Here is a 21,072-nt window from a genome sequence, read left to right as displayed (position 1 = left end):
TTTCACCTAAAACATTGACAGATTCCCCCAAATAATTTCCCAGCTGGAACTCACCAAAGCTTCAGCGCACCGCCCACCACACCTCTGAAAAAATAACCCCACCGAACAAGCCATAAGCAGTGCTCAGCTCCCCAAAATTCCATCCGCCCCAGAGGGCATCACCCCCTCCTCCCTGAAGCCCTTTCCTGATAGCTTAGCTCTGTCCCGCGAGATGACTGATGGTCCATCCCCATGGTCGGATTCCATCAAAAGGGCAGCAAAAAACCAACCCCCACCTACCGAGGAAAAATGTCGGCGGGTGCGGGTTGGCTGAAAGCTGTTTGCAGGCGTTTATTTAAGCCTGTGCAGTCTCAATGCGCTTCTTCAGGGCGTCGAACTGTTCGTGCACCTCGGAAGGAACCTTAGGTCCAAGGAAGGTGAGGTATTCAGCATTGTCCTCAACATCGCGTGCCCACTGCTCTGCTGGAGCAGTGAGTGCTTCGCGGATGTCTTCCATTGGGGTGTCCAGCCCCTCGAGGTCGAGGTCCTCTGCACGTGCGGTGTGGCCGACGACGGTCTCGTCTGCCCCAACGCGACCTTCAATGCGGTCGATGACCCACTTCAGCACGCGAGAGTTCTCGCCGAAGCCAGGCCACAGGAAACGGCCGTCTTCGCCACGGCGGAACCAGTTGACCAGGAAGATGGACGGCATCTTGTCGCCACCCTTGTTGCCCATGTCGATCCAGTTCTGGAGGTACTCGCCGGCGTTGTAGCCCATGAATGGCAACATGGCCATTGGGTCATGGCGCAGTGCGCCGACGGTGGCCTCAGCGGAGGCGGCGGTCTGGCCGGACGCCAGGAGGGCGCCAACCATGGTGCCGTGCTCCCAGTCGTAGGTTTGGGTGACCAGTGGAACGGTGTCAGGACGGCGTCCACCGAACAGGATGGCGTCAACCTTGACACCCTTCCAGTCGTTGAACTCTGGTGCCGCGGCTGGGGACTGCTCGATGGCGACGCAGTAGCGGGAGTTCGGGTGGGCTGCAGGCTCGTTGGACGCTGGGGTCCAGTCGTTGCCCTTCCAGTCGATGAGGTGGGCTGGCTTCTCGCCGTCCATGCCCTCCCACCAGACGTCGCCATCGTCGGTGAGTGCAACGTTGGTGAACAGGGTGCTGCCCGGTTCCATGGTTTCCATGGCGATCGGGTTGGAGGCGTAGTTGGTGCCCGGTGCAACGCCGAAGAAGCCGTTCTCCGGGTTGACTGCGTAGAGATGTCCATCTTCGCGGAACTTCAGCCATGCGATGTCATCGCCAACAACCTCGGCCTTCCAGCCTGGGATGGTTGGGGTGATCATGGCGAGGTTTGTCTTGCCACAGGCAGAAGGGAATGCCGCTGCGATGTGGTATGCCTTGCCCTCTGGGTTGGTGAGCTTCAGGATGAGCATGTGCTCAGCCATCCAGCCCTCTTCGCGTGCCATGACGGAAGCGATACGCAGTGCGTAGCATTTCTTGGCCAGGATGGCGTTTCCGCCGTAACCGGAACCGAAGGACCAGATTTCCTTGGAGTCAGGGAACTGGGTGATGTACTTGGTGTCGTTGCATGGCCATGCAACGTCTTCCTGCCCCTCCTCCAGTGGGGCACCCACGGAGTGGAGGCAACGAACGAAGGAACCACTCTCGCCGATCTTATCCAGTGCATCCTGGCCCATACGGGTCATGATGCGCATGGACATGACGACATAAGCGGAGTCGGTCAGCTGAACGCCGAGCTTCGGCTCCGGGTCGGTAATTGGGCCCATGCAGAAAGGAACCACATACATGGTGCGGCCCTTCATGGATCCACGGAAGACCTCGGTCATCTCATCCTTCATGGCCTGAGGTGGTGCCCAGTTGTTGGTTGGGCCCGCGTCCTCTTCCTTTTCGGAGCAGATGAAGGTACGTGATTCAACACGTGCGACATCCGATGGGTTCGAGCGTGCAAGGAAGCTGTTTGGACGCTTTTCCTCATTCAGCTTGATGAGGGTACCTGCCTCAACGAGCTCCTCCGCCATACGATCCCATTCGCCCTGGGAACCATCAGCGAAGACAACTGCAGCTGGCTGAAACAGCTCGACCGCGTCAGCGATCCACGTCAGCAGTTCCTGATTTTTGGTTGGTGCCTCGCCCTGCAGGCCCGGGATTGCGGCTGTAGTCATTATTTCTCCAGACAATTTGTCACTCACTGAGTACTCGCCAACCAGATTAGCTTTTAGGCCGTGAACTAGTTAATAACTTCGGTGAGACACCGGCCACATTTGTCATCACCAGTGCTGTCACCCCCTATCAATGCACATCCATCGCCCTTCCGAAGAACTTTGACTGACCAGTTCCCGCCCCCGATTGGGGGCGTCATCGGACTCCGGGCCCCAACCACTTACAGGCTTTCCACTCTCACCGGCGGGCAATCCCCATCCACTTTCAGCGGCCCTGTGTGACCACACCTCGTAGCCACCGGCATAGTTATGCATGGTGACATGGTCGACGATGCCATCCCCGTCCAGATCAGCGAATATGGTCATCCCATTAGGTCCGGGGAGGGTGATGGACTCCTCACCGACACCGCCGATCTCAACCAGTTCCCCCTCAAGTTCCAAAGCCAATCCGCCCGGCACACCCACTGCCCACTCCACGAACTCTCCGAGTCCAAACCACCCCTCCGGACCCACTTTCCTCACCCCGTTCTCTCATGCTGATGAAACATCGTGTGTAACCACTCCCGTGGCCCATATCCACCCCTGCCACCCGGGGTGGTTATATCCAGATGCATAGCCGCCTGCGCATCCTCCCACCACAGATTCACTGCCCGACGATACTGCTGCATCATGCGCATCCCTGCAACCCCTACCGCCACGGGCAGCATCTCCAGTCGGAAAAAACAGATCCCGAGAATGATCCCGGCGACGATGATCAGGTCTCTGACCGGACAGGTCGGATCTGGTGGGAGATCAATCCCCTGTTCTCGTGCCACCACCCTCATGCCTGCGCGATCCCCGGCCCGCCGGAGCTGCTGTATCTCTTCCCGACGGCGGATATCCATGCGTTCCATCACCTGCCTCCACCGGGCCCCCGGCACGGCCGGTATGGAGAACTTCGCCGGTGCAGATGCCAACCGGTTGATCGTTGCCACCAGGTTCCGTCCTGCCGGAACCGCACCGGGACACATGCCCTCCGGCAGTGGTGACAGGGTGACCAGTCTTCCCACCCGCTGCCAGGCATCCTGAATGGTGGGGGCGTCGGCAAGCGTGAAACCGCACTTCCCCGGCGCGGCAACCACCACATCGGCATCTGCGGAGTTCACCACGGTGAAATGAGGTTCCAGTTCAACGCACAAGGTTGCCACTTGTTCAGGGTCAGGGCTGATGATCACCACCCTCGGCTGCTGCTGCTGTTGCTCGACCGGAAGTTCCGGGATCAGGTCATTGACCTCAGGGAATCGTGGTGCCAGGGCGCGGAGTTCGCAGATAAGGAGCCGCTCCCGAATGGCTGCGAGCTCGGAAATGGCAACTGAGTAATTCTCAGCTTGTTCCTTATCTTTTATACACACAAATTTCTGTGGCCCGACCTGCATCCGGGAACGCACACGTCCCGGCACAGTTCCGGGATGGATGAGCAGCACCACATCGGTCCCTGAACCCACCGCCGGCCAGGCGGTATGCACCATGACAGCTCCGGCAATGGTGACATTGACGGGGGCATCCACCGTGCACACCCCGATGCGGGGCGGGCCGGTGAGTTCACCAAGGACCGCAAAAACCGCCATTCCCGCGGCATCACCAAATGGTCTGCCCTCCGCCCATGCCGCTGTGGCACGGAAAATTTCAGGCACCTTGGCCATATCAACCCCCTTTGCTGTCCGCACACCGCTGACCACACAGCCCTCTGCAGGCCCCCGCAGCCTTGAGTGCCATCTCTTTTCCATCTCACCCCACCCCGTTAAAACGCGCAAGGGCTACCTTTTGCCACACCTGCAAGAATTTAATACCTGCCCCTGATTACCTGCCTGCATGCAACAGTCCTAATCTGTGTGACGTGTTCAATTTGCCCACCTTCGTGAAAAACCGGCGCCGCTATACGGCTGTTCTGCCACCGGCAGGTCCGGCATGGGCTGGGTCGCTGATGGGTTCCTCCATCACCGCGGCGATGTTGTACCTGCATGATTTCCACATTGCTGCGAACATCCTGCTGGTCCTGGCGGCCACGGTTGCTGTGATCATCACAGTGGGTTGGTTGGTGTTCCGGTCCCCTGGTTTTACTCCCGGTGTGATGCCGGCCTGGGCGATGGTGTCCATGGGTGTGGTGTCCCTGGGTTCAGCCAGCAGCCGCATCCTGGGGGAAAGGGGCACAGCGACAAGCGCAGATCACTGGGTCTGGTGGTTCCTCTTTGGCTGTTGTGTCTTCGGCGGTGCGTTGGGGCTGGTCACCTGTGTGCTCTATCTGCCGCTGATCCTGACTGGTCGTGCCGGTTCCCCCTCTTTCACCTGGGGATTGCCACTGGTCACACCGATGGTGGCTTCCACCGCCGGAATGCAGGTGCACTCCTGGTTGCTCACTAAAGATGTCTCCACGGGGTACACCACCTTCATCTTCTGGTTGTCCTGTGGTGCTTTCGCATTGAGTATCCTGCTCGCCCCGGCGGTGTTTGCACGCGTCTACTACTTCTATTTCGGACCCCACACCAGGCATGCCTCCCCCCAGAACCGTCTGGAACCGATGGCGGCACCGACCACGTGGATTCCCATCGGTGTGGCGGGTCAGTCCATGGCCTCAGCCCAGTCACTCGGGCAGGCCTCGGGGTGGATGACAGCAGCCATCACCTATGGGTTCACCATGCTCATCATTGCCATTCCGATCGGTTTGATTGCCCTGGTGGTGCACTATCAGGCTGCGCTGCGAGGTATCAGTTATAGCCCGACATGGTGGGCCAGTACCTTTCCGGTGGGCACACTCTGCCTGGGTACGCATGCGCTTTCCGGCTCCACCGGGATGCCCTGGTTGGATTCGGTCAGTGTGTTTTTACTGTTTGTTCTCCTGACGCATGCTGGAATCGCCACCACCGGCGGTACGATTGCTCTTGTACAGAAGGTGTCCCGTGTGCTGCTCAGGATAACTGGTGGTCGCCGGTAACAGTCGGCAACAGTCGGTAACCACTGACCACCACCGCAGGCCATCTCTGCCTCAGATCTCTTCCCCCCCTGCCATACCGCGATAAGGTTCACAGGGAGTTGATCTGGGGACATATTGAAGTTTCTCATCTGAACAGGAAAAATAAGTCCCAATGTCTATTACTGATAATTCCCGAGAAGAACTGGGTGAACTGCCAGCCGGCCGTCCCCTCCAATCCGAGTTCACTGACGGCTTGGACTATCCACGTCTGGGTGGTGTGACTTTCCGTCGCGGCACCCTCACTGAGAACCAGCAGACGATGTGGAATGAGAAGTGGCCTGAGCTGGGCTGCATGCTCGAAGATAAGCTCATTGATGTTGATGGCTGGTTCGGCCGCGAAGGCGCCAAGACCATCGTGGAGATCGGCTCCGGCACCGGCACCTCCACCGCTGCCATGGCTCCCTTGGAAGCTGACACCAACATCGTTGCTGTGGAGCTGTACAAGCCAGGTCTGGCCAAGCTGCTGGGTTCTGTTGTGCGCGGTGGCATTGAGAATGTCCGCATGGTTCGTGGTGATGGCATCGAGGTGCTCAACCGCATGTTCGCTGATGAGTCCCTTGATGGTGTCCGCATCTACTTCCCGGACCCCTGGCCGAAGGCACGCCACAACAAGCGTCGTATCATCCAGTCCGGGCCATTGAACCTGATTGCCAAGAAGCTCAAGCCCGGTGGTGTGCTGCATGTGGCCACCGACCACGCTGACTACGCTGAGTGGATCAATGAACTGGTGGAGGTTGAACCTCTGCTGGAGTACAAGGGCTGGCCTTGGGACGAGTGCCCACAGCTCACCGACCGCCAGGTCATCACCAAGTTTGAGGGCAAGGGTCTTGACAAGGACCATGTCATCAACGAATACCTGTGGCAGAAGAGGAACTAATGTCTGATCTCCACGACACTGTCCACAGCTACACCCACACTGATCAGTCCGGCCCGGAGAACCTCCTGCTCGTCTGGGACGCCCCCAACCTGGACATGGGACTGGGTGCGATCCTGGGTGGTCGCCCGACTGCTGCCTACCGTCCGCGTTTCGACGCCATCGGCCGGTGGCTGTTGGCGCGTGCCGGTAAGCGTGCCCATGAGCTGGGCCGCCGCATCGAGCCGGAGGCTACGGTGTTCACCAACATCTCCCCCGGTGGTGCCGATGTGGTGCGCCCCTGGGTGGAGGCCCTGCGTAACGTAGGTTTCGCGGTCTTCGCCAAGCCGAAGCTCGATGATGATTCCGATGTGGATTCAGACATGATCGCCCACATCCGTCGTCGTCATGAAGAAGGTGTTCTTCGTGGGGTTGTTGTTGCCAGTGCCGATGGTCAGAACTTCCGCGAGATCCTCGAGGAACTGATTGCTGATGGCATTCCAGCCACCGTCATCGGTTTCCATGAGCATGCCTCCTGGGCTGTGGCCAATGAGGATATTGAGTTCGTTGACCTCGAGGAGATCCCCGGTGTGTTCCGCGAACCACTGCCTCGTGTCAGCCTTGATCACCTGCCCGACGGCGGCGCATGGCTGCAGCCGTTCAGGCCACTGACTGCCCTGTTGTCCAACCGCCAATCACAGGAGTAAACCACCCGTGTTCTCGAGATGGGGCCACTTCGCCTACCAGCACAGGCGTATTGTTCCACTGATCATCGTCGTCGCCATTCTGGCTCTCTACTTCGGTTTCGGCAGCAAGCTGGGCGATCGGATGAGCCAGGAGGGCTGGGATGATCCCGGTTCCTCCTCGACTGCCGCAGCCCAGATTGAGCTGGAGACCTTCGGCCGTGACAACAACGGCGATGTGGTTCTCCTGTTCACCGCACCTGAGGGGACATTCTTTGATGACCCCGAGGTGTTTTCTGCTGTCTCCGCTCACTTGAGCGGTCTGGAGACCGACCACGCTGAGCAGGTCAGCCATGTCAACAGTTATTTTGACACCCGTAATCCCTCGCTGATCAGCGATGATGGCTCCCAGGCCTTCGCAGCACTTGGCCTCAAGGGTGATGGTGAGCAGACCCTCAAGGACTTCCGCGCCATTGAAGATCAGCTGATCCCGGAGTCCCTGCCCGGTGGCGTCACCACTCAGGTCGCGGGTGCCACCGCCGTCGCGGATGCACTTGACGACGGCATGGCCGGTGACATCAAGCGCGCCGAGGTCTACGCACTGCCTGCTGTTGCCATCCTGCTGCTCTTTGTCTTCGGTTCTGTGGTCGCTGCAGGCATGCCCCTGATCGTCGGTCTGCTCTCCATCATGGGTTCGCTGGGCATCCTGTCGATCCTGGCCAATGTCACCCAGGTCAATGTCTTCGCCCAGTCCGTGGTCACCCTGCTGGGTCTGGGTCTGGCCATCGATTATGGCCTGTTCATGGTTTCACGTTTCCGTGAGGAGTTGGACAAGGGCTCACCCATTGCGCAGGCGGTGGCCACCACCACCGCCACCGCGGGTAAGACCGTGGTGTTCTCCGCGGCGATGGTCGCTGTGGCACTGTCCGGTCTCTTCGTCTTCCCCCAGGCTTTCCTCAAGTCCGTGGCCTTCGGTGCCATCTCCGCGGTCGGCCTCGCTGCCCTGATGTCGGTGACAGTCCTGCCCTCGCTGTTCGGACTGCTGGGCAAGAACATTGACAAGTGGAGCCTGCGCCGCACCTCACGCACAGCACGGCGTCTGGAGGACACCCTCTGGTTCAAGGTGCCGTCCTGGGCCATGAAACACGCCAAGCTGGTCACCGCCGGCATCGTGCTGCTGCTGATTGCACTGACCGTGCCCTTGGCCGGTGTGAAATTCGGTGGCATCAACGAGACCTACCTGCCACCGGTCAATGACACCCGCGTGGCGCAGGAGGACTTTGATGATTCCTTCTCGGCTTTCCGCACTGAACCTGTCAAACTCGTGGTCACCGGGGCAGATAACAACCAGCTGATTGACATCTATGTCCAGGCTAATGAGGTGGAAGGCCTGACTGATCGCTTCAGTGCCGGCGCCACCATCGATGGCACCACCGTGCTGTCCGCCGGCATCACCGATCGCGAACTCAATGAGTCTGTGGTCAACCAGCTCCGTGACATCAACGTGCCAGGCGGCGTGGAGGTCTTCATCGGCGGCACCCCGGCCATGGAGATCGAGTCCATTGAAGCTCTCTTTGAGAAGCTCCCCTGGATGGCCATCTACATCGTGGTGGCCACCTTCATCCTCATGGCTCTGGTCTTCGGATCTCTGATCCTGCCGGCCAAGGCCATCATCATGACCATCTTAGGGATGGGCGCCACACTCGGCATCCTCACGTGGATGTTCGTAGGTGGTGCCGGTGCCGATCTGTTGAACTTCTCCCCCGGCCCGTTGATGAGTCCGGTGCTGGTGCTGATCATGGCCATCATCTACGGCCTGTCCACGGACTATGAGGTGTTCCTGGTATCGCGCATGGTGGAGGCCCGCGACAAGGGCCAGTCCACTGATGATGCGATCCGTTATGGAACCGCCCACACCGGCTCCATCATCACCGCTGCGGCATTAATCATGATCGTGGTCTGTGGGGCCTTCGGTTTCTCTGAGATCGTGATGATGAAGTACATCGCCTTCGGCATGATCGCCGCCCTCATCCTGGATGCCACCATCATCCGCATGCTCCTGGTGCCAGCTGTCATGCACCTGCTGCGTGAGGATAACTGGTGGGCACCCGGTTTTGTGAAGAAGGCCTATACGGTGATGGGTCATGGTTCTGATGTTCCAGAGCCGGTGCCTGCCACTCGCCCACTCGGTGAGGATGAGGAGGTCACCGTCCATGAGGCCATCCCGGCTGGCGAAACCGCCGCTTCCCGCGGTGGCATGAGCACTTCCGATAACCGTGATCTGGTGTCCTTCGTGGAGTTGAAGGCCCGTCTGGAAAACCGTCCGCTCAAAGACCTCGACTAGGCGGTGGGTGTGACGCTGCGAGGATTCTTCACCAACCCCTGGGTTCGCTGGGCTCTGTCCTTATTGATCCTGGGGGCCATCCTCTTTTTCCTCCGTGAACACCTGGATTTCCTGAGCAAGGGTATCCAGGAGATCCGCAACGCCAGCCTGCTCGGTGTGGGACTGACCTTCCTGGCGTTGGTGTTGTCCATGCTGGCCATGGCAGAGGTCATGCGCATCCTGTTGCGGGCTGGTGGGCTCAACCCGGCACGGGCCGCCACAGCGGCACTGACCTTTGCCTCAAATTCCTGGTCTGCCACCTTCCCCGGTGGCCCGGCGCTGTCTGCCGTGTTGACCTTCCATGTTCAGCGCAGCTGGGGTGCCAGTGTGATCCTGTGCTCCTGGTTCTTCGTGCTTTCCAGTGCCCTGTCCACCATGTGGCTGGTGGCCCTGGGGATCTCGGCAATCTTCTTCATGGGCGCAGCACTGAGCCTGTGGTCCCTCCTGCTGAGTTTCCTGCTCATGGTCGGCCTGTCGGGCCTGGTGTATTGGGCTGCGAATAATCCTGACACCATGGAGTCCTGGGCACGGGACCTCCTGCCGCGGGTCAACCACCTGCTGCGTAAACCGGAGCAGCGGGGCGTCGACAAGCTCATGGAACATATCGGTCAGCTCCGCACCGTGACCCTCACCGCCCCTAAATTCGGCATGGCCGCCGGGTGGTCACTGCTCAACCGACTTTTCGACGCCATGTCTCTCTGGCTCTGCATCTGGGCTGTCACCGGCGAACTCCCCTGGCTGGAAGCCGCACCCGACACCACCACCCTGGCCGGTGTGATCCTGGCGTACACCACCGCCAAGATCGTCGGTTCCATCCAGGCCACCCCGGGAGGCATCGGCCCTGTGGAAGCTGCCTATATCACCGCTCTGGTGGCCACCGGTATGACCGCCGTGGATGCGGCAGGCGCTGTCATCATCTACCGGTTGATCTCATTTCTCCTGATGGCCCTGATCGGATGGGGCATCTATTTTATCTATTTCACCCCCCGCGGCCTCAAAGCCCGCAATGCCATGGAAATTGATGGGACCAAACCAGATAGCATGGGAGGGCACTCATCCACAGCGGAACGGCCAGCCCCCGGTACCGCGACCGAATCAGCCCCTGAGAGGTATCAGAAGTGAACCGCTGGTTAGCCCTGCTCCTAGACGCCATTTCCATCTCACTCTTCGCGCTGTTCGCACGCATCGCTCACCAAAGTGATGACATGCCCCTGAACTTCAATGGCTGGCTCTACACCATGCTGCCTTTCCTGGCCGGTGTCTTCATCGCCTATCTCATCGTGGTGCTGCCCACGAAGGCTCCCGCAGACTCCATCCGGCCTGCAGGTCTGTCCGTCTGGGTCATCGCGGTGGTCGTGGGTCTGACGGTCTGGGGCTTCAATAATGGCGAGGTACCGCACTGGTCCTTCATGATCGTGGCCACCACAGCCTCCGCCATCCTGGTGCTCGGCTGGCGGGCCCTGTACCGCGTGATCACCAAATAACAATAAAAACCACGGCCCCCTCCCCGCTTGTTGCAGAGAGGGGGCCGTGGTTTTTCTAGGTGCGTGCCTAGAAGCTCAGGAAACCCTGAGCATAGGCAAGCGAAGCACTCAGGACGTCAATTCCGGATAGAATCGCAAGAATAGTCATAGTTTTCTCCTAGTGGTTGAAAACATCGAATTTACACTATTACACCTATACGTTTCTATTAATATGACGTTACATAGGCAGAATGGTGTGCTTCTTCGGTAGATCCTGCTCTGCCTTGGTCTCCAGCTGGCGCAGTGCCTGTCGGAGGATGAGACGGGTTTCTGCCGGTTCGATCATGGCGTCGATATAGCCACGCTCAGCGGCTACATAAGGGCTGGTCATGTTCTCATCGTAGAAGTCCATGAAGACCTTCTTCATGTAGCCACGCTGTGCTGGATCCTCGATGGCCTCCAGCTGCTTGCCCTGGATCATCACCACGGCAGCTGCGGCACCCATGACGGCGATCTGAGCAGTCGGCCAGGCGAAGTTGAGGTCACCGGTGAGGTTCTTGGAACCCATCACGGCATAGGCACCGCCATAGGCCTTGCGGACGATGAGGGTGACCTTGGGGACGGTCGCCTCCACCACCGCGAATGCCAGCTTGGCACCACGGTGGATGAGGCCGGCGCGTTCCTGTTCCACACCGGGTAGGTAACCCGGGGTGTCCACGATGAAGATCACCGGGATGTTGTAGGCGTCGCAGATGCGGATGAAACGTGCACCCTTGTCAGCAGCATCAGCATCGATGCAGCCTGCCTTCTCAATCGGCTGGTTGGCCACCACACCGACGCTCTTGCCGTCGACACGTGCGAAGGCGGTGATGAGGTTCGGGGCGTACTCCGCCTGAATCTCCAGGAGGTCGGCATCATCAAAGAGCTTGGCCAACAGGTCATGCATGTCATAACCCTGGTTGGTGTCATCAGGCATGAAGGTGTTGAGGGACTCATCAAAAGCGATGGTCTCATCAGGTGGTGCCTGGTACACCGGTGCTGGATCCTCACAGGTCAAAGGCAGGTAGTCCAACAGGTCTTTGACCATGTTGAACGCCTCCTCCTCGGAGGGGGCGATATAGGAGATGTTGCCGTTCTGCATCTGCTGGGCGGCACCACCCAGGTCAGCGGAACTGATGACCTCGCCGGTGACCTCCTTGATCACGGCGGGGCCGGTCACATACATCTCCGTCTCACCTTCAACGGCGATGACGAAGTCAGTGGTTACCGGTGCATACACAGCGCCACCGGCGGATTTGCCCAGCATGATGGAGATCTGCGGGCTGCGTCCGGACAGTGGAAGCTGTCTGCGGGCAATCTCTGAGTACATGGCCAGGGAGGTGACGGCATCCTGGATGCGGGCGCCGCCGGAGTCCTGGATACCGATCACCGGGCAACCGATGCGGATGGCCATGTCCATGACCTCGCTGACCTTGCGGCCGAAGGTCTGTCCCACGGAACCGCCATAGACGGTCTTGTCATGGGCGTAGACAGCCACGGGACGACCCTCGATGCGACCGTATCCGGTGACAACACCATCGGAATACGGTGCGTCAGGCTCATCGGGAGTACGACCAAGTGCGCCGATCTCCACGAAGGAACCGGTATCAAGAAGCGTGGTGATGCGCTGGCGAGGGGTCGAACGACCTTCCTCGTCGCGTTTCTTGCGGGCGCGTTCGCTTCCCGGATCCTTAGCCTTCTCCAGGCGGTCACGCAGGTCCGCAAGCTTCTCTGCAGTAGTGGTAATACTCAACTTCCGTCAGCTCTCCGTCAGTTCTTCTTCCGGGAAATCTCTTCAATCCGGCGGCTCATGTGAGCGCCGACCTTAGCAATCTCCGGCTCATCGACGATAGCCAGGTGGTCACCGTTGAGCTGGATAATATCTAGATCTTCAACGATAACTGACCATCCGCCATCTGGGTCAATCTGGGCATAATTGGGTTCCAACTCAATGGCACCATCATGCATGCGTTCCGCACGGAATAACAGCACTGGTGCAGTCACATCAGCCCACCGGGCGAAGTCCAGCTTGTCCAGGATGCGGTTATCCACAAAGGATGCGCGCTGGTGCTCGAGAACACCTGCGGACAGTCCATGCTCGGAAGCGTCGGTGGTGGCCAGGAATTCACCCATCATGGCCAGCAGGCCGTCTTCACCGGCGGTCTCCAGGAACTCATAGGGAACCTCGAACTCCAGACCGTAAGTCTTCTTGGCGAAGGCTGCGTAGCGCTCCCAACGGGCACGGGTCTCCTCAGGGGTGTCCGGCACCGGGTTGGACGGCTGGACGGTGTCCAGCAGGGCGATGCTGGCGACCTCCACGTCGGTGTCCTTCAGCTTGTGGGCGACCTCGAAGGCGAGTGCGCCACCGAAGCTCCAACCGCCGAGAACAACAGGCAGACCATCGGAGTACTTGATCACGTCATCGACGTACTCCGCACAGCGGTCCTCCAGGGCACCTTCCAGGCGTTCCACACCGTAGACAGGAACATCTGCGGGCAGACGACGCATCAGTGGCTGGTAGACCACTGAGGAGCCACCTGCTGGGTGGAACATGAAGACCGCCGGCTTGGTGGAGCCTTCCTCACGGGCACGCAGCACACGGATATTGCCCTCGACCTCGGTCTCCAGACCTTCGCGGACCATGTCGGACAGCGGCTCCAGGGTTTCTGCGGCCAGCACCTGTTCGGTGGTGATCTCGATACCGGAGCGCTCGGTGAGACGCTCAGCAACCTTGGCTGCGGTATCCACATCGATCTCAGGCAGCTTGCTGGTGATACCGGCTGCGGCTGCTCCCGTGAGTCCCGCCCAGGTGCCGAACACCATGCGCTCGGAGGCATCACGTGGGGCGACACCGACACCGGAATCGCCAGCGCCTTCACCGGTGGTGCCAGCAGCAACGCCTTCTGCACCCGCCGGATCAGCCAGCGCCGCCGGTGCCTCGGAGATCTCGGTCGGAACCTTCTCACCGGTGTCGCCGAGATCAGCGGTGGTCACAGCGCCGATGGGGGCGTCGCTCAGCACCTCGGCGGAACGGCCCGCCACCTGCTCCTCAACCAGTAGCACCGCATCAGCCACGGAGGCGTCGCGGAGCACCTGCACCTGCAGCGGTGGGATCTGGAAGTCATTTTCAATGCGGTTCTTGATGCGCATGCCCATCAGCGAGTCCAGGCCGAGATCAATCAGCGGAAGCTCGCGTGGCAGGTCATCCACGTCATAACCCATGGCTTCGGACACGATGGCACGCATGCGCTCCTCCACCGTCTCCGTGGCAGGGTCCCAACGGACCGCCTCAAAGTCGAGTGGCAGGTCAGACAGCTGTGCCGGTGGTTCCGGAATCTCAGACTCGATGGGGTCGGTGGTCACACCGAAGCCGGGGGCTGCGGCGAAACCTTCAGCAACCAGCGTGGTGTTGCCGCCGATGACCTTGTACACAGACAGGCTCAGACCTCCCAGGTTGCGGGCGACCACGGTGGTGATCTCCCCGCTCGGAGGCAGCATGTCGCGCTCATCCACGGCCACCAGGGAGGCACCGGGGAGAACAGCGTCGGCGGCGGTTTCCATGATGGCGATCGCCGATGGTGCCAGCTCAGCAACGGTGCTGAAGGCAACATTATTGTTCGGCAGGGTCACTCGTGTGCCCGGCAGATCATGGGTGGCACCGCTGCTTGGACGTGCAGAGGTCCAGAAACGCTGGTGTTTCCAGGTGATGTGTGGTGGATCAAGGATCTCACCATCGCCGTAGAGCTGACCGAAATCAACAGCCACACCATTGACGTACATCTTGGCCATGAGGTCACGCAGTGACTCAGCCTCAGAGACCTTGCGCTTGAGGGTGAACAGCAGCTGCGCATCAGGCTTGCCCACGGTAAACGCGGTGTTCATCATGCCCATGAGTGCCACCGGGTTCGGGGAGATCTCCACCAAGGTGTTGTGGCCGGAAGCAAAGGCGGCTTCGGTAGCATCCTGGAAGAACACGGAGTTGCGGGTGCAGCGCAGCATGTAATCTGCGTCATGCACGCGGCTGCCCACAGGGTAGGTGACGCCCTGATCAACGGAGCTGAACAGTGGGATGCTCAGTGGCTGTGGCTCAATGCCGGCGATCTCGCCTGCGAGCTCACCCAATAGCGGTTCGACGGCGCTGGTGTGGCCGGCGCCCTTGACATTGAGCAGGCGTGCGAACTTGCCCTGCTCCTCGAGGATCTCAACCAGCTTGATCACGGCCGGGCGGGCGCCGCCGACGGTGGTCATGCCAGGTCCTGCGAACACAGCAGGCTCAATATCAGCCAGCTCAGGGTGTTCGGTGTTGAACTTCTCCAGGTCTTCGGTGGACAGTTCCACCACGGCCATGGCACCCAGCTGGTCCTCAGGCAGGGACTTCTCTCCCTCACCCATGAGGCGGGAGCGGTGGCTGGCGATCAGCATGGTGTCTTCAGCACTCAGACCACCGGCGGCGTAGGCCGCGGCGATCTCACCCATGGACATGCCCATCACGGCAGCCGGACGGATGCCGAAACTGGCCAGCAGATCAGTCAGTGCGATCTGGATGGCGGTGATGGCCACCTGGGCGGTCTCGGTGTCATAGGTCTGTTCATCGTCCAGGACGATGTCCATGATGGACCAACCGGATTCGAACTTGACCATCTCATCGAGTTCCTCGATGCGCTCACGGAACTGCGGGGACAGCGAGCAGAGATCCTTGATCATCTTGCGGTGCTGGGAACCGAAACCGGAGTAGACGAAGACAGGGCCGGTGGTTGCTGGGGAGTCAACGGCGGAGATACCCACGCTGACCTTGCCCTCAGCAACCTGACGTAGTCGCTTGACGGCCTCTTCGATGGTGCTGGCGAGCACAACAGCGCGGGAACGGCCGTGGTTACGGCGTGCCAGTGCACGGGCGACCGGGGTGAGATCCTTGTCGGTGCGCCCCTCGAGGAAGTCAGCCAGATCAGCTGCTGCCTGTCGACGCCTGGATGGCAGATGACCAGAAACTGGGAGCACGACCACAGGGTCAGCAAGCTGAGCTTCCTGTGCTTCACGTGCCTCATAGTCCGCTGGGTTGAACTCAGAGAGAACCACGTGGGCGTTGGTGCCACCGAAGCCGAAACCGGAGACACCAGCTACTGCGCGGCCGTTGTATTCAGGCCACTCGCGGGGATCTTCCACAACTTCCAGACGCTCAGCATCGAAGTCGATATAACGGTTCGGACCTGCATAGTTCACCGATGGTGGCAGGGTCTTGTTCTGCATGGCCAGCACCACCTTGATGATGCCGGCGATACCCGCAGCAGATTCAGTGTGGCCGAAGTTGCTCTTGGCGGAACCCAGCAGGGTCGGGGCCGCAGCATCGCGTCCCTGGCCCAGCACCGCACCCAGTGCGGTTGCCTCAATCGGATCACCGAGGATGGTGCCAGTTCCGTGAGCCTCTACATAGTCAACGGTGGTCGGATCAACGTGGGCGTCCATATAGGCGCGCTGCAGCACGTCAATCTGTGCTTCCGGGTTCGGAGCGGTCAGTCCGTTGGAGTGTCCATCGGAGTTGACCGCGGAGCCCTTGATCACGGCCAGAATCTCATCGCCATGGGCAAGAGCATCGCTGACACGCTTGAGCACGACAACACCAGCTCCGTCAGAGCGGACGAAACCATCAGCATCATCAGAGAAGGCATGAATCTTGCCGGTGGGGCTGATCACGCCGAGTTCTGCGAAGGCGGTGGTGACAAACGGTGAGGCCAGGATGTTCACACCACCGGCGATGGCGTGGTCAGCCTCGCCGGAGCGTAGTGCCCGCACAGCCTGGTGGGTGGCCACCAGGGAAGAGGAACACGCGGTATCCACGTTCATGGATGGTCCACGGAAATCAAAGGCGTAGTTGATGCGGTTGGCCACGATCGCGCTCGAGGTACCGGTCAGGGCATAAGGGTGTGCCTCTGCTGGGTCCGCGGCGATCATCATGCCGTAGTCATTATTGGAAGAACCGATGAACACACCGACCTGCTCACCACGCAGTGAGTTCGGTGCGATGCGGGCGCTTTCCAGCGCTTCCCAGGTCAGCTCCAGCAGGATGCGCTGCTGCGGATCCATGTTGGCGGCTTCAAGTGGGGACAGTCCGAAGAACTCAGCATCGAAGCTGGCGATGTCCTGCAGGTATCCGCCCACAGTGGAATATTCCTCCATCTTGCGGGCCATGATCTCATCACCGGCGTACTCAGACCAACGGCCGATCGGGAGCTCACCGATACCATCACGGCCCTCAACGAGCAGCTTCCACATCTCCTCGATGTTTTCTGCACCAGGGAAACGGGCTGCCATGCCCACGACAGCGATGTCATGGTTGCCCGGGGCGGAATCAAGCGCGGTGAAGTTCAGCTCACGCTTGACGTTGGAGCGTTCCGGTTCCCCATCGATGAGACGCTGAGCCAGTCCACGGATGGTCGGGTACTCATAGGCGATGGTGGCATCCAGGGTCACATCCAGGAGGTTTTCCAATTCGCCGGAGAGCACGACAACATCACGGGATGAGAGACCGAAGGTCTCCATCGCCTTGTCATCCGTCACGTCTTCCGCTGGAAGTCCCGTGGTGCGGACAACCCAGTCTCGAAGCCAGGTGCGGACCTGTTCAGCGGTCATCTTCTGATCCGACGATTGGCTCTGTTCCATATGGATGGCCTCAGCCTTTCACATCGATTGATTCTTAATAAATATTCTTCCATTTTCCATGGTTGCAGGACATTTTTAAACTGCCTGCCCCCAATGTTGCCGGACTGTCACCTGATTCCATCCACCTGGGATGTTTTGAGGCGCAGACAAGCAGCGAAAACGGTTATCCAGACGTATATCGTTCCCTCAACCATAAATGTTTCATCTAGGGTTCATGGGAATGTTTCCGGCCCGAATTTAACAAAGTTCTAAGCTTAGCAAGAGCAAAGCCCCCGATGGGAATTCCGACAGCTGACCTGTTATGTCAGCCCCCGGCCCACCAGGGGCAAGGTGTCCACAGCTCTCGCATACCCCCTGGCCACTGGAAGAGACCTGGCAGGGGGCTTCACGCTGTTACTGCTTGTTCTCAGTGATGTAGTTGCGCTGGTTCACGCGGCGTGCGATCTTGCCGGAGGAGGAACGTGCAATCTCATCAGCTGCGAGGATGCGGATATCCTCAGGAACGACACCGTGTGCGTTGCCCACCTCAGAGCGGATGGCTTCGATGGCTGCTGCGTCATCAGACTCGTTGGCGGTCTGGTCACGCTCAGCCAGGATGATGAGTTTTTCGACGTCCTCACCCGGTACGGCAAAGGCTGCGACGGAATCTGCCCGGATATGTGCGGATGCCTGCTGGACGGTGTACTCGATGTCCTGCGGGTAGTGGTTACGGCCCGCAACAACGATCAGGTCCTTGAGACGACCGGTGATGTAGAGCTCGTTGTCCACGATCACGCCGAGGTCACCAGTAGCCATCCAGTAGTTGTCATCAGCGGCACCTGCTGAGCGGGAATTTTCTGCCAGTGGGTTCTTCAGACGGTTACGGAAGGTGTCTGCGGTGTCCTCTTCACGGTCCAGATAACCGGCGGCGGTGTTCTCACCATGGGTCCAGATCTCACCGATCTGACCATCCTCCAGCTCAGTGGTCGTCTCGGCATCAACGATGACCAGGTGCTGCGGGGTGACAACCTGACCGTTGGAGATGAACGCCACGGCATTTTCATTGCCCTTCTCCACCAGCTCAACACGGTTCTCCGCAAGTGCCTCACGGTCAAAGTAGGAGATCAATGGGCGGTTCTCGGTCTGCGGCGTGGTGACCAGCAGTGATGCCTCGGCCAGTCCGTAGGAAGGACGCAGGGTCTGAACCGGCAGGCCATAAGGCTCGAAGGCCTCACGGAAGGTGGTCAGTGCCTTCTCGGTGACCGGCTCGGAACCGATGATCACGGCGTCCAGAGCGGAAAGATCCAGCTCTTCACCCTCTTCCGGCTTGGCGTAGCGGGCAGCCATCTCGAGAGCGAAGTTCGGGACAACGGTGTAGACATTGTTGTCGCCTTCACGGCGGTTGAGCTGCTTGATCCAGCGGGAAGGCTGCTGAACGAAGTCACGTGGGCTCATGAACTCATTGTTCAGGCCAAGCATGGTGACAAACGCTGCCAGGATGATACCCATGTCGTGGTGCAGTGGCAGCCAGGACACCAGACGCAGCGGGGTCTGGATCTTCACTGCGGAGAAGATCTGCAGCACGTTGGTGAGGATGGAACGGTTGGTCAGCACCACACCAGCCGGGGTGCGGGTGGAACCCGAGGTGTACTGCAGGAATGCGGTGAGGTCGATCGGCGCGACCTGGCGCATGGCGGACAGTCGCTTACCGGCCTCGGACATCATCGGGTTCTCATAAGAATCCGCGAGGGAATCCGGCAGGGAGTCCACCGAAAGGATGCGGGGACGCTCCGCAGCAGGAAGTCCCGCGAAGTGCTTGCGCACGGCACCGGCGGAGTGGGAGTTGGTGAGAACAACCACTGGCTCACAGTCGGCAAACACGGCGGTCAGGTGATCAGCGTGGCCCGGCTCGGTCGGATCGTAGAGAGGAACAGGAACAAGACCTGCATAAATGGCACCCAGGAAGCTGAAGATGTACTCCGGGCTGTTGTTGGCCAGGATGGCGGCACGGTCACCGATGGTGGCAACCTGCTGCAGGCGACCCGCAACAGCCTTGATACGGGTGTTGATCTCATCACGGGTGTAATCAACAGGCTTGCCCTCACGGGACTCTGTGTAATCCCAGAAACGCATGCGGACCTTGTCACCGCCACCCTCAGCGATGTCTGCCTGGTACATGAACTCAGCCATGGCCGCGAGTGTCATGAACGGCGGAAGGTTCAGTTCCCCATCCTCGTCGAAGAATGAGCCGATCGCTTTATCCAGATCCATAATGTCCCTTAACTTGTCACTAACTGTTCACTGCGGTCACCCCGGGCGCCTCACATTCTCATGGAGACAGAATGACGGTTACCTTGCCCATCGCCCGGGGACACTATTTCATTACTTTTGGAAATAACATTAGTCGAGCAACAGGGGTTGGCCCCAACTTTCAGAACCCACCCACGTGACCCGAGCCGATATCCACGACTCAGGCCCTTAGAAAAAAGCACCTCTGAACACACATGATCTGCTCGTTAAAAATCCTGTAGCCCAGTGCACAAACTCACCGGGCTATGGAAAGAGCGCATTAACTCTGGAAAATAAGAGGTACAAACCTTGCACTTTTGAGGATGAATGCGAGAGAGGTAAAGACAAGGTCAAAAGTGCAGGATCGACTCCGATAGCGTGATAACCACCGGATCAGTGAAATCCAGGGGATTATCAAAAGCATTGATGTGTTTCAAAGCGCCGACCTCCCTGGCTGCCATCTCAACAAGGAACTCTGGCAGCACCGTCAACTTGTTTCTTGCCACATCCAGGTTCTCTAGTGCAGGAAGTGTACTTATTCCCTCTGGGACGCTGGTCAGACCTGTATCTCGCAGATAGAGATCTTCCAGACTATGCATGCCTGAAAGGGCCGCAGGCAGGCTGAAACTTTCCGGCCCGGTTATGTCTAACAGCCAGAGACTACGGAGGCCATTAATGCTTGCTGGTAGCGGAGTGAGAACTGGTGAACTGATGAGAAATTCCTGTAGATACTGAAGATTTCCAATGGATTCCGGCACGGTTTCAAAGCTAGCCCCATAAATCTCAATTGCGGTTAGAGCCGTAGCCTCACCGATAGACGGTGGAAGAGCCACCAATGAATCATTGTTCCACAGCAGGAGTGACCTCAGATTGGGCAAACCATCGAAGACATCTGGCAGGGCCCCCAGATGAGGGTTGTCCACCAGGAAGAGAAGTTCCAGACTGCTGATATCACCGATGAAATCTGGCAGTACTTCAATCCCGGTTTCATCCAGATGCAGAGTAACAAGGCTTTCGTTAATAGTCAGAGAACTTGGAATCATTTTAAAGTTCATGGCATCAAAAATCTCAAGGATAGAGAGAGCCCCTCCCGCAAAAAGCTCATCAGGCAACTGACGAAGTGCTTCCCCTCCTATCTCCAGAGTCTGCAGCCTGGGGAATACTCCCACAGGTGTGGGAAACCCCTCCCAGCCATCACTAACTTCAAGGTGGACCCACTCCAAGTTCGGAAGTTCTGATAGATCTGGGAGACGCTCGATTTCATAAGCCGCAAGAGTTCGAAGGTTGGTTGCATACTGCAGTCCCTCCAAATTCGAGGGTGACTCCCCTTCCCACCAATCACTTGAGTAGAGAACATCAGTCACATCCTGCATTTCAGTCGCAGAAATTACATGATCAGGATCATTCCCACGATCAAACTGCTCTTCATTCAAATACGCCCTGAACGCCCCTCGCGGGACCACATCCGGCAGGCCCGGATCCGGCATTATGCTGGTCGGCACAGTCGTAGTCGGCACAGTCGTAGTCGGCACAGTCGTAGTCGGCACAG

13 protein-coding genes are annotated in these 21,072 nt (G+C 59.1%); 6 read left to right on the top strand and 7 right to left on the bottom strand.

The genetic code is table 11. The annotated features are described in order from the left end of the window. Window positions 1-334 precede the first annotated feature (334 nt). The 3 genes from Q0M74_RS03865 to Q0M74_RS03855 all read right to left on the bottom strand — a co-directional run bounded on the left by Q0M74_RS03865 (window position 335) and on the right by Q0M74_RS03855 (window position 3,849). The gene (locus Q0M74_RS03865; protein ID WP_293951729.1) at window positions 335-2,170 is read right to left on the bottom strand and encodes a phosphoenolpyruvate carboxykinase (GTP); all 1,836 of its coding nucleotides are present in this window, start codon (window positions 2,168-2,170) and stop codon (window positions 335-337) included. A 117-nt stretch (window positions 2,171-2,287) separates the two neighbouring features. After that, window positions 2,288-2,644, bottom strand: a complete 357-nt coding sequence (locus Q0M74_RS03860; protein ID WP_293951728.1) for a DUF6802 family protein — start codon at window positions 2,642-2,644, stop codon at window positions 2,288-2,290. A gap of 41 nt (window positions 2,645-2,685) precedes the next feature. Beyond that, on the bottom strand, window positions 2,686-3,849 hold the full coding sequence (locus Q0M74_RS03855; RefSeq protein ID WP_293951727.1) for a hypothetical protein: 1,164 nt from the start codon (window positions 3,847-3,849) through the stop codon (window positions 2,686-2,688). Window positions 3,850-4,043: 194 nt separating this feature from the next. Here Q0M74_RS03855 and Q0M74_RS03850 point away from each other — a divergent pair, with 194 nt between their 5' ends. The 6 genes from Q0M74_RS03850 (at window position 4,044) to Q0M74_RS03825 (ending at window position 10,580) form a co-directional block, all read left to right on the top strand. Continuing rightward, entirely contained in the window at window positions 4,044-5,138 is a 1,095-nt protein-coding gene (locus Q0M74_RS03850; protein ID WP_293951726.1) for a TDT family transporter, read from the top strand. 151 nt (window positions 5,139-5,289) lie between these two features. After that, window positions 5,290-6,054, top strand: a complete 765-nt coding sequence (trmB, locus tag Q0M74_RS03845; RefSeq protein WP_293951725.1) for a tRNA (guanosine(46)-N7)-methyltransferase TrmB — start codon at window positions 5,290-5,292, stop codon at window positions 6,052-6,054. Continuing rightward, window positions 6,054-6,737 (top strand): NYN domain-containing protein, encoded by a 684-nt coding sequence (locus Q0M74_RS03840; protein ID WP_293951724.1) that lies wholly within the window; start codon window positions 6,054-6,056, stop codon window positions 6,735-6,737. The genes trmB and Q0M74_RS03840 overlap by 1 nt, the downstream gene beginning before the upstream one ends. A 7-nt stretch (window positions 6,738-6,744) precedes the next feature. Next, window positions 6,745-9,057: an MMPL family transporter gene (locus tag Q0M74_RS03835; RefSeq protein WP_293951723.1), complete on the top strand. Its 2,313-nt coding sequence runs from the start codon at window positions 6,745-6,747 to the stop codon at window positions 9,055-9,057. 15 nt (window positions 9,058-9,072) lie between these two features. After that, window positions 9,073-10,218 (top strand): YbhN family protein, encoded by a 1,146-nt coding sequence (locus Q0M74_RS03830; protein ID WP_293951735.1) that lies wholly within the window; start codon window positions 9,073-9,075, stop codon window positions 10,216-10,218. After that, the gene (locus Q0M74_RS03825; RefSeq protein ID WP_293951722.1) at window positions 10,215-10,580 is read left to right on the top strand and encodes a DUF3054 domain-containing protein; all 366 of its coding nucleotides are present in this window, start codon (window positions 10,215-10,217) and stop codon (window positions 10,578-10,580) included. The genes Q0M74_RS03830 and Q0M74_RS03825 overlap by 4 nt, the downstream gene beginning before the upstream one ends. Before the next feature lie 217 nt (window positions 10,581-10,797). On the opposite strand, the gene Q0M74_RS03820 is transcribed toward Q0M74_RS03825, so the two are convergent. The 4 genes from Q0M74_RS03820 to Q0M74_RS03805 form a co-directional block, all read right to left on the bottom strand. After that, on the bottom strand, window positions 10,798-12,351 hold the full coding sequence (locus Q0M74_RS03820; RefSeq protein ID WP_293951721.1) for an acyl-CoA carboxylase subunit beta: 1,554 nt from the start codon (window positions 12,349-12,351) through the stop codon (window positions 10,798-10,800). 17 nt (window positions 12,352-12,368) lie between these two features. Further along, the gene (locus tag Q0M74_RS03815) at window positions 12,369-17,255 is read right to left on the bottom strand and encodes a type I polyketide synthase (protein WP_293951720.1); all 4,887 of its coding nucleotides are present in this window, start codon (window positions 17,253-17,255) and stop codon (window positions 12,369-12,371) included. A gap of 393 nt (window positions 17,256-17,648) precedes the next feature. Then, on the bottom strand, window positions 17,649-19,505 hold the full coding sequence (locus tag Q0M74_RS03810) for a FadD32-like long-chain-fatty-acid--AMP ligase (RefSeq protein ID WP_293951719.1): 1,857 nt from the start codon (window positions 19,503-19,505) through the stop codon (window positions 17,649-17,651). 368 nt (window positions 19,506-19,873) lie between these two features. Continuing rightward, window positions 19,874-20,956 (bottom strand): leucine-rich repeat domain-containing protein, encoded by a 1,083-nt coding sequence (locus tag Q0M74_RS03805; protein ID WP_293951718.1) that lies wholly within the window; start codon window positions 20,954-20,956, stop codon window positions 19,874-19,876. Window positions 20,957-21,072: the final 116 nt, after the last annotated feature.

Source organism: uncultured Corynebacterium sp. (genome assembly GCF_945649885.1).
In the GTDB taxonomy this organism is placed as follows: Bacteria; Actinomycetota; Actinomycetes; order Mycobacteriales; family Mycobacteriaceae; genus Corynebacterium.
The sequence above is the reverse complement of the archived record's forward strand: the minus strand, read 5'-3'. Positions and strand labels throughout refer to the sequence as shown.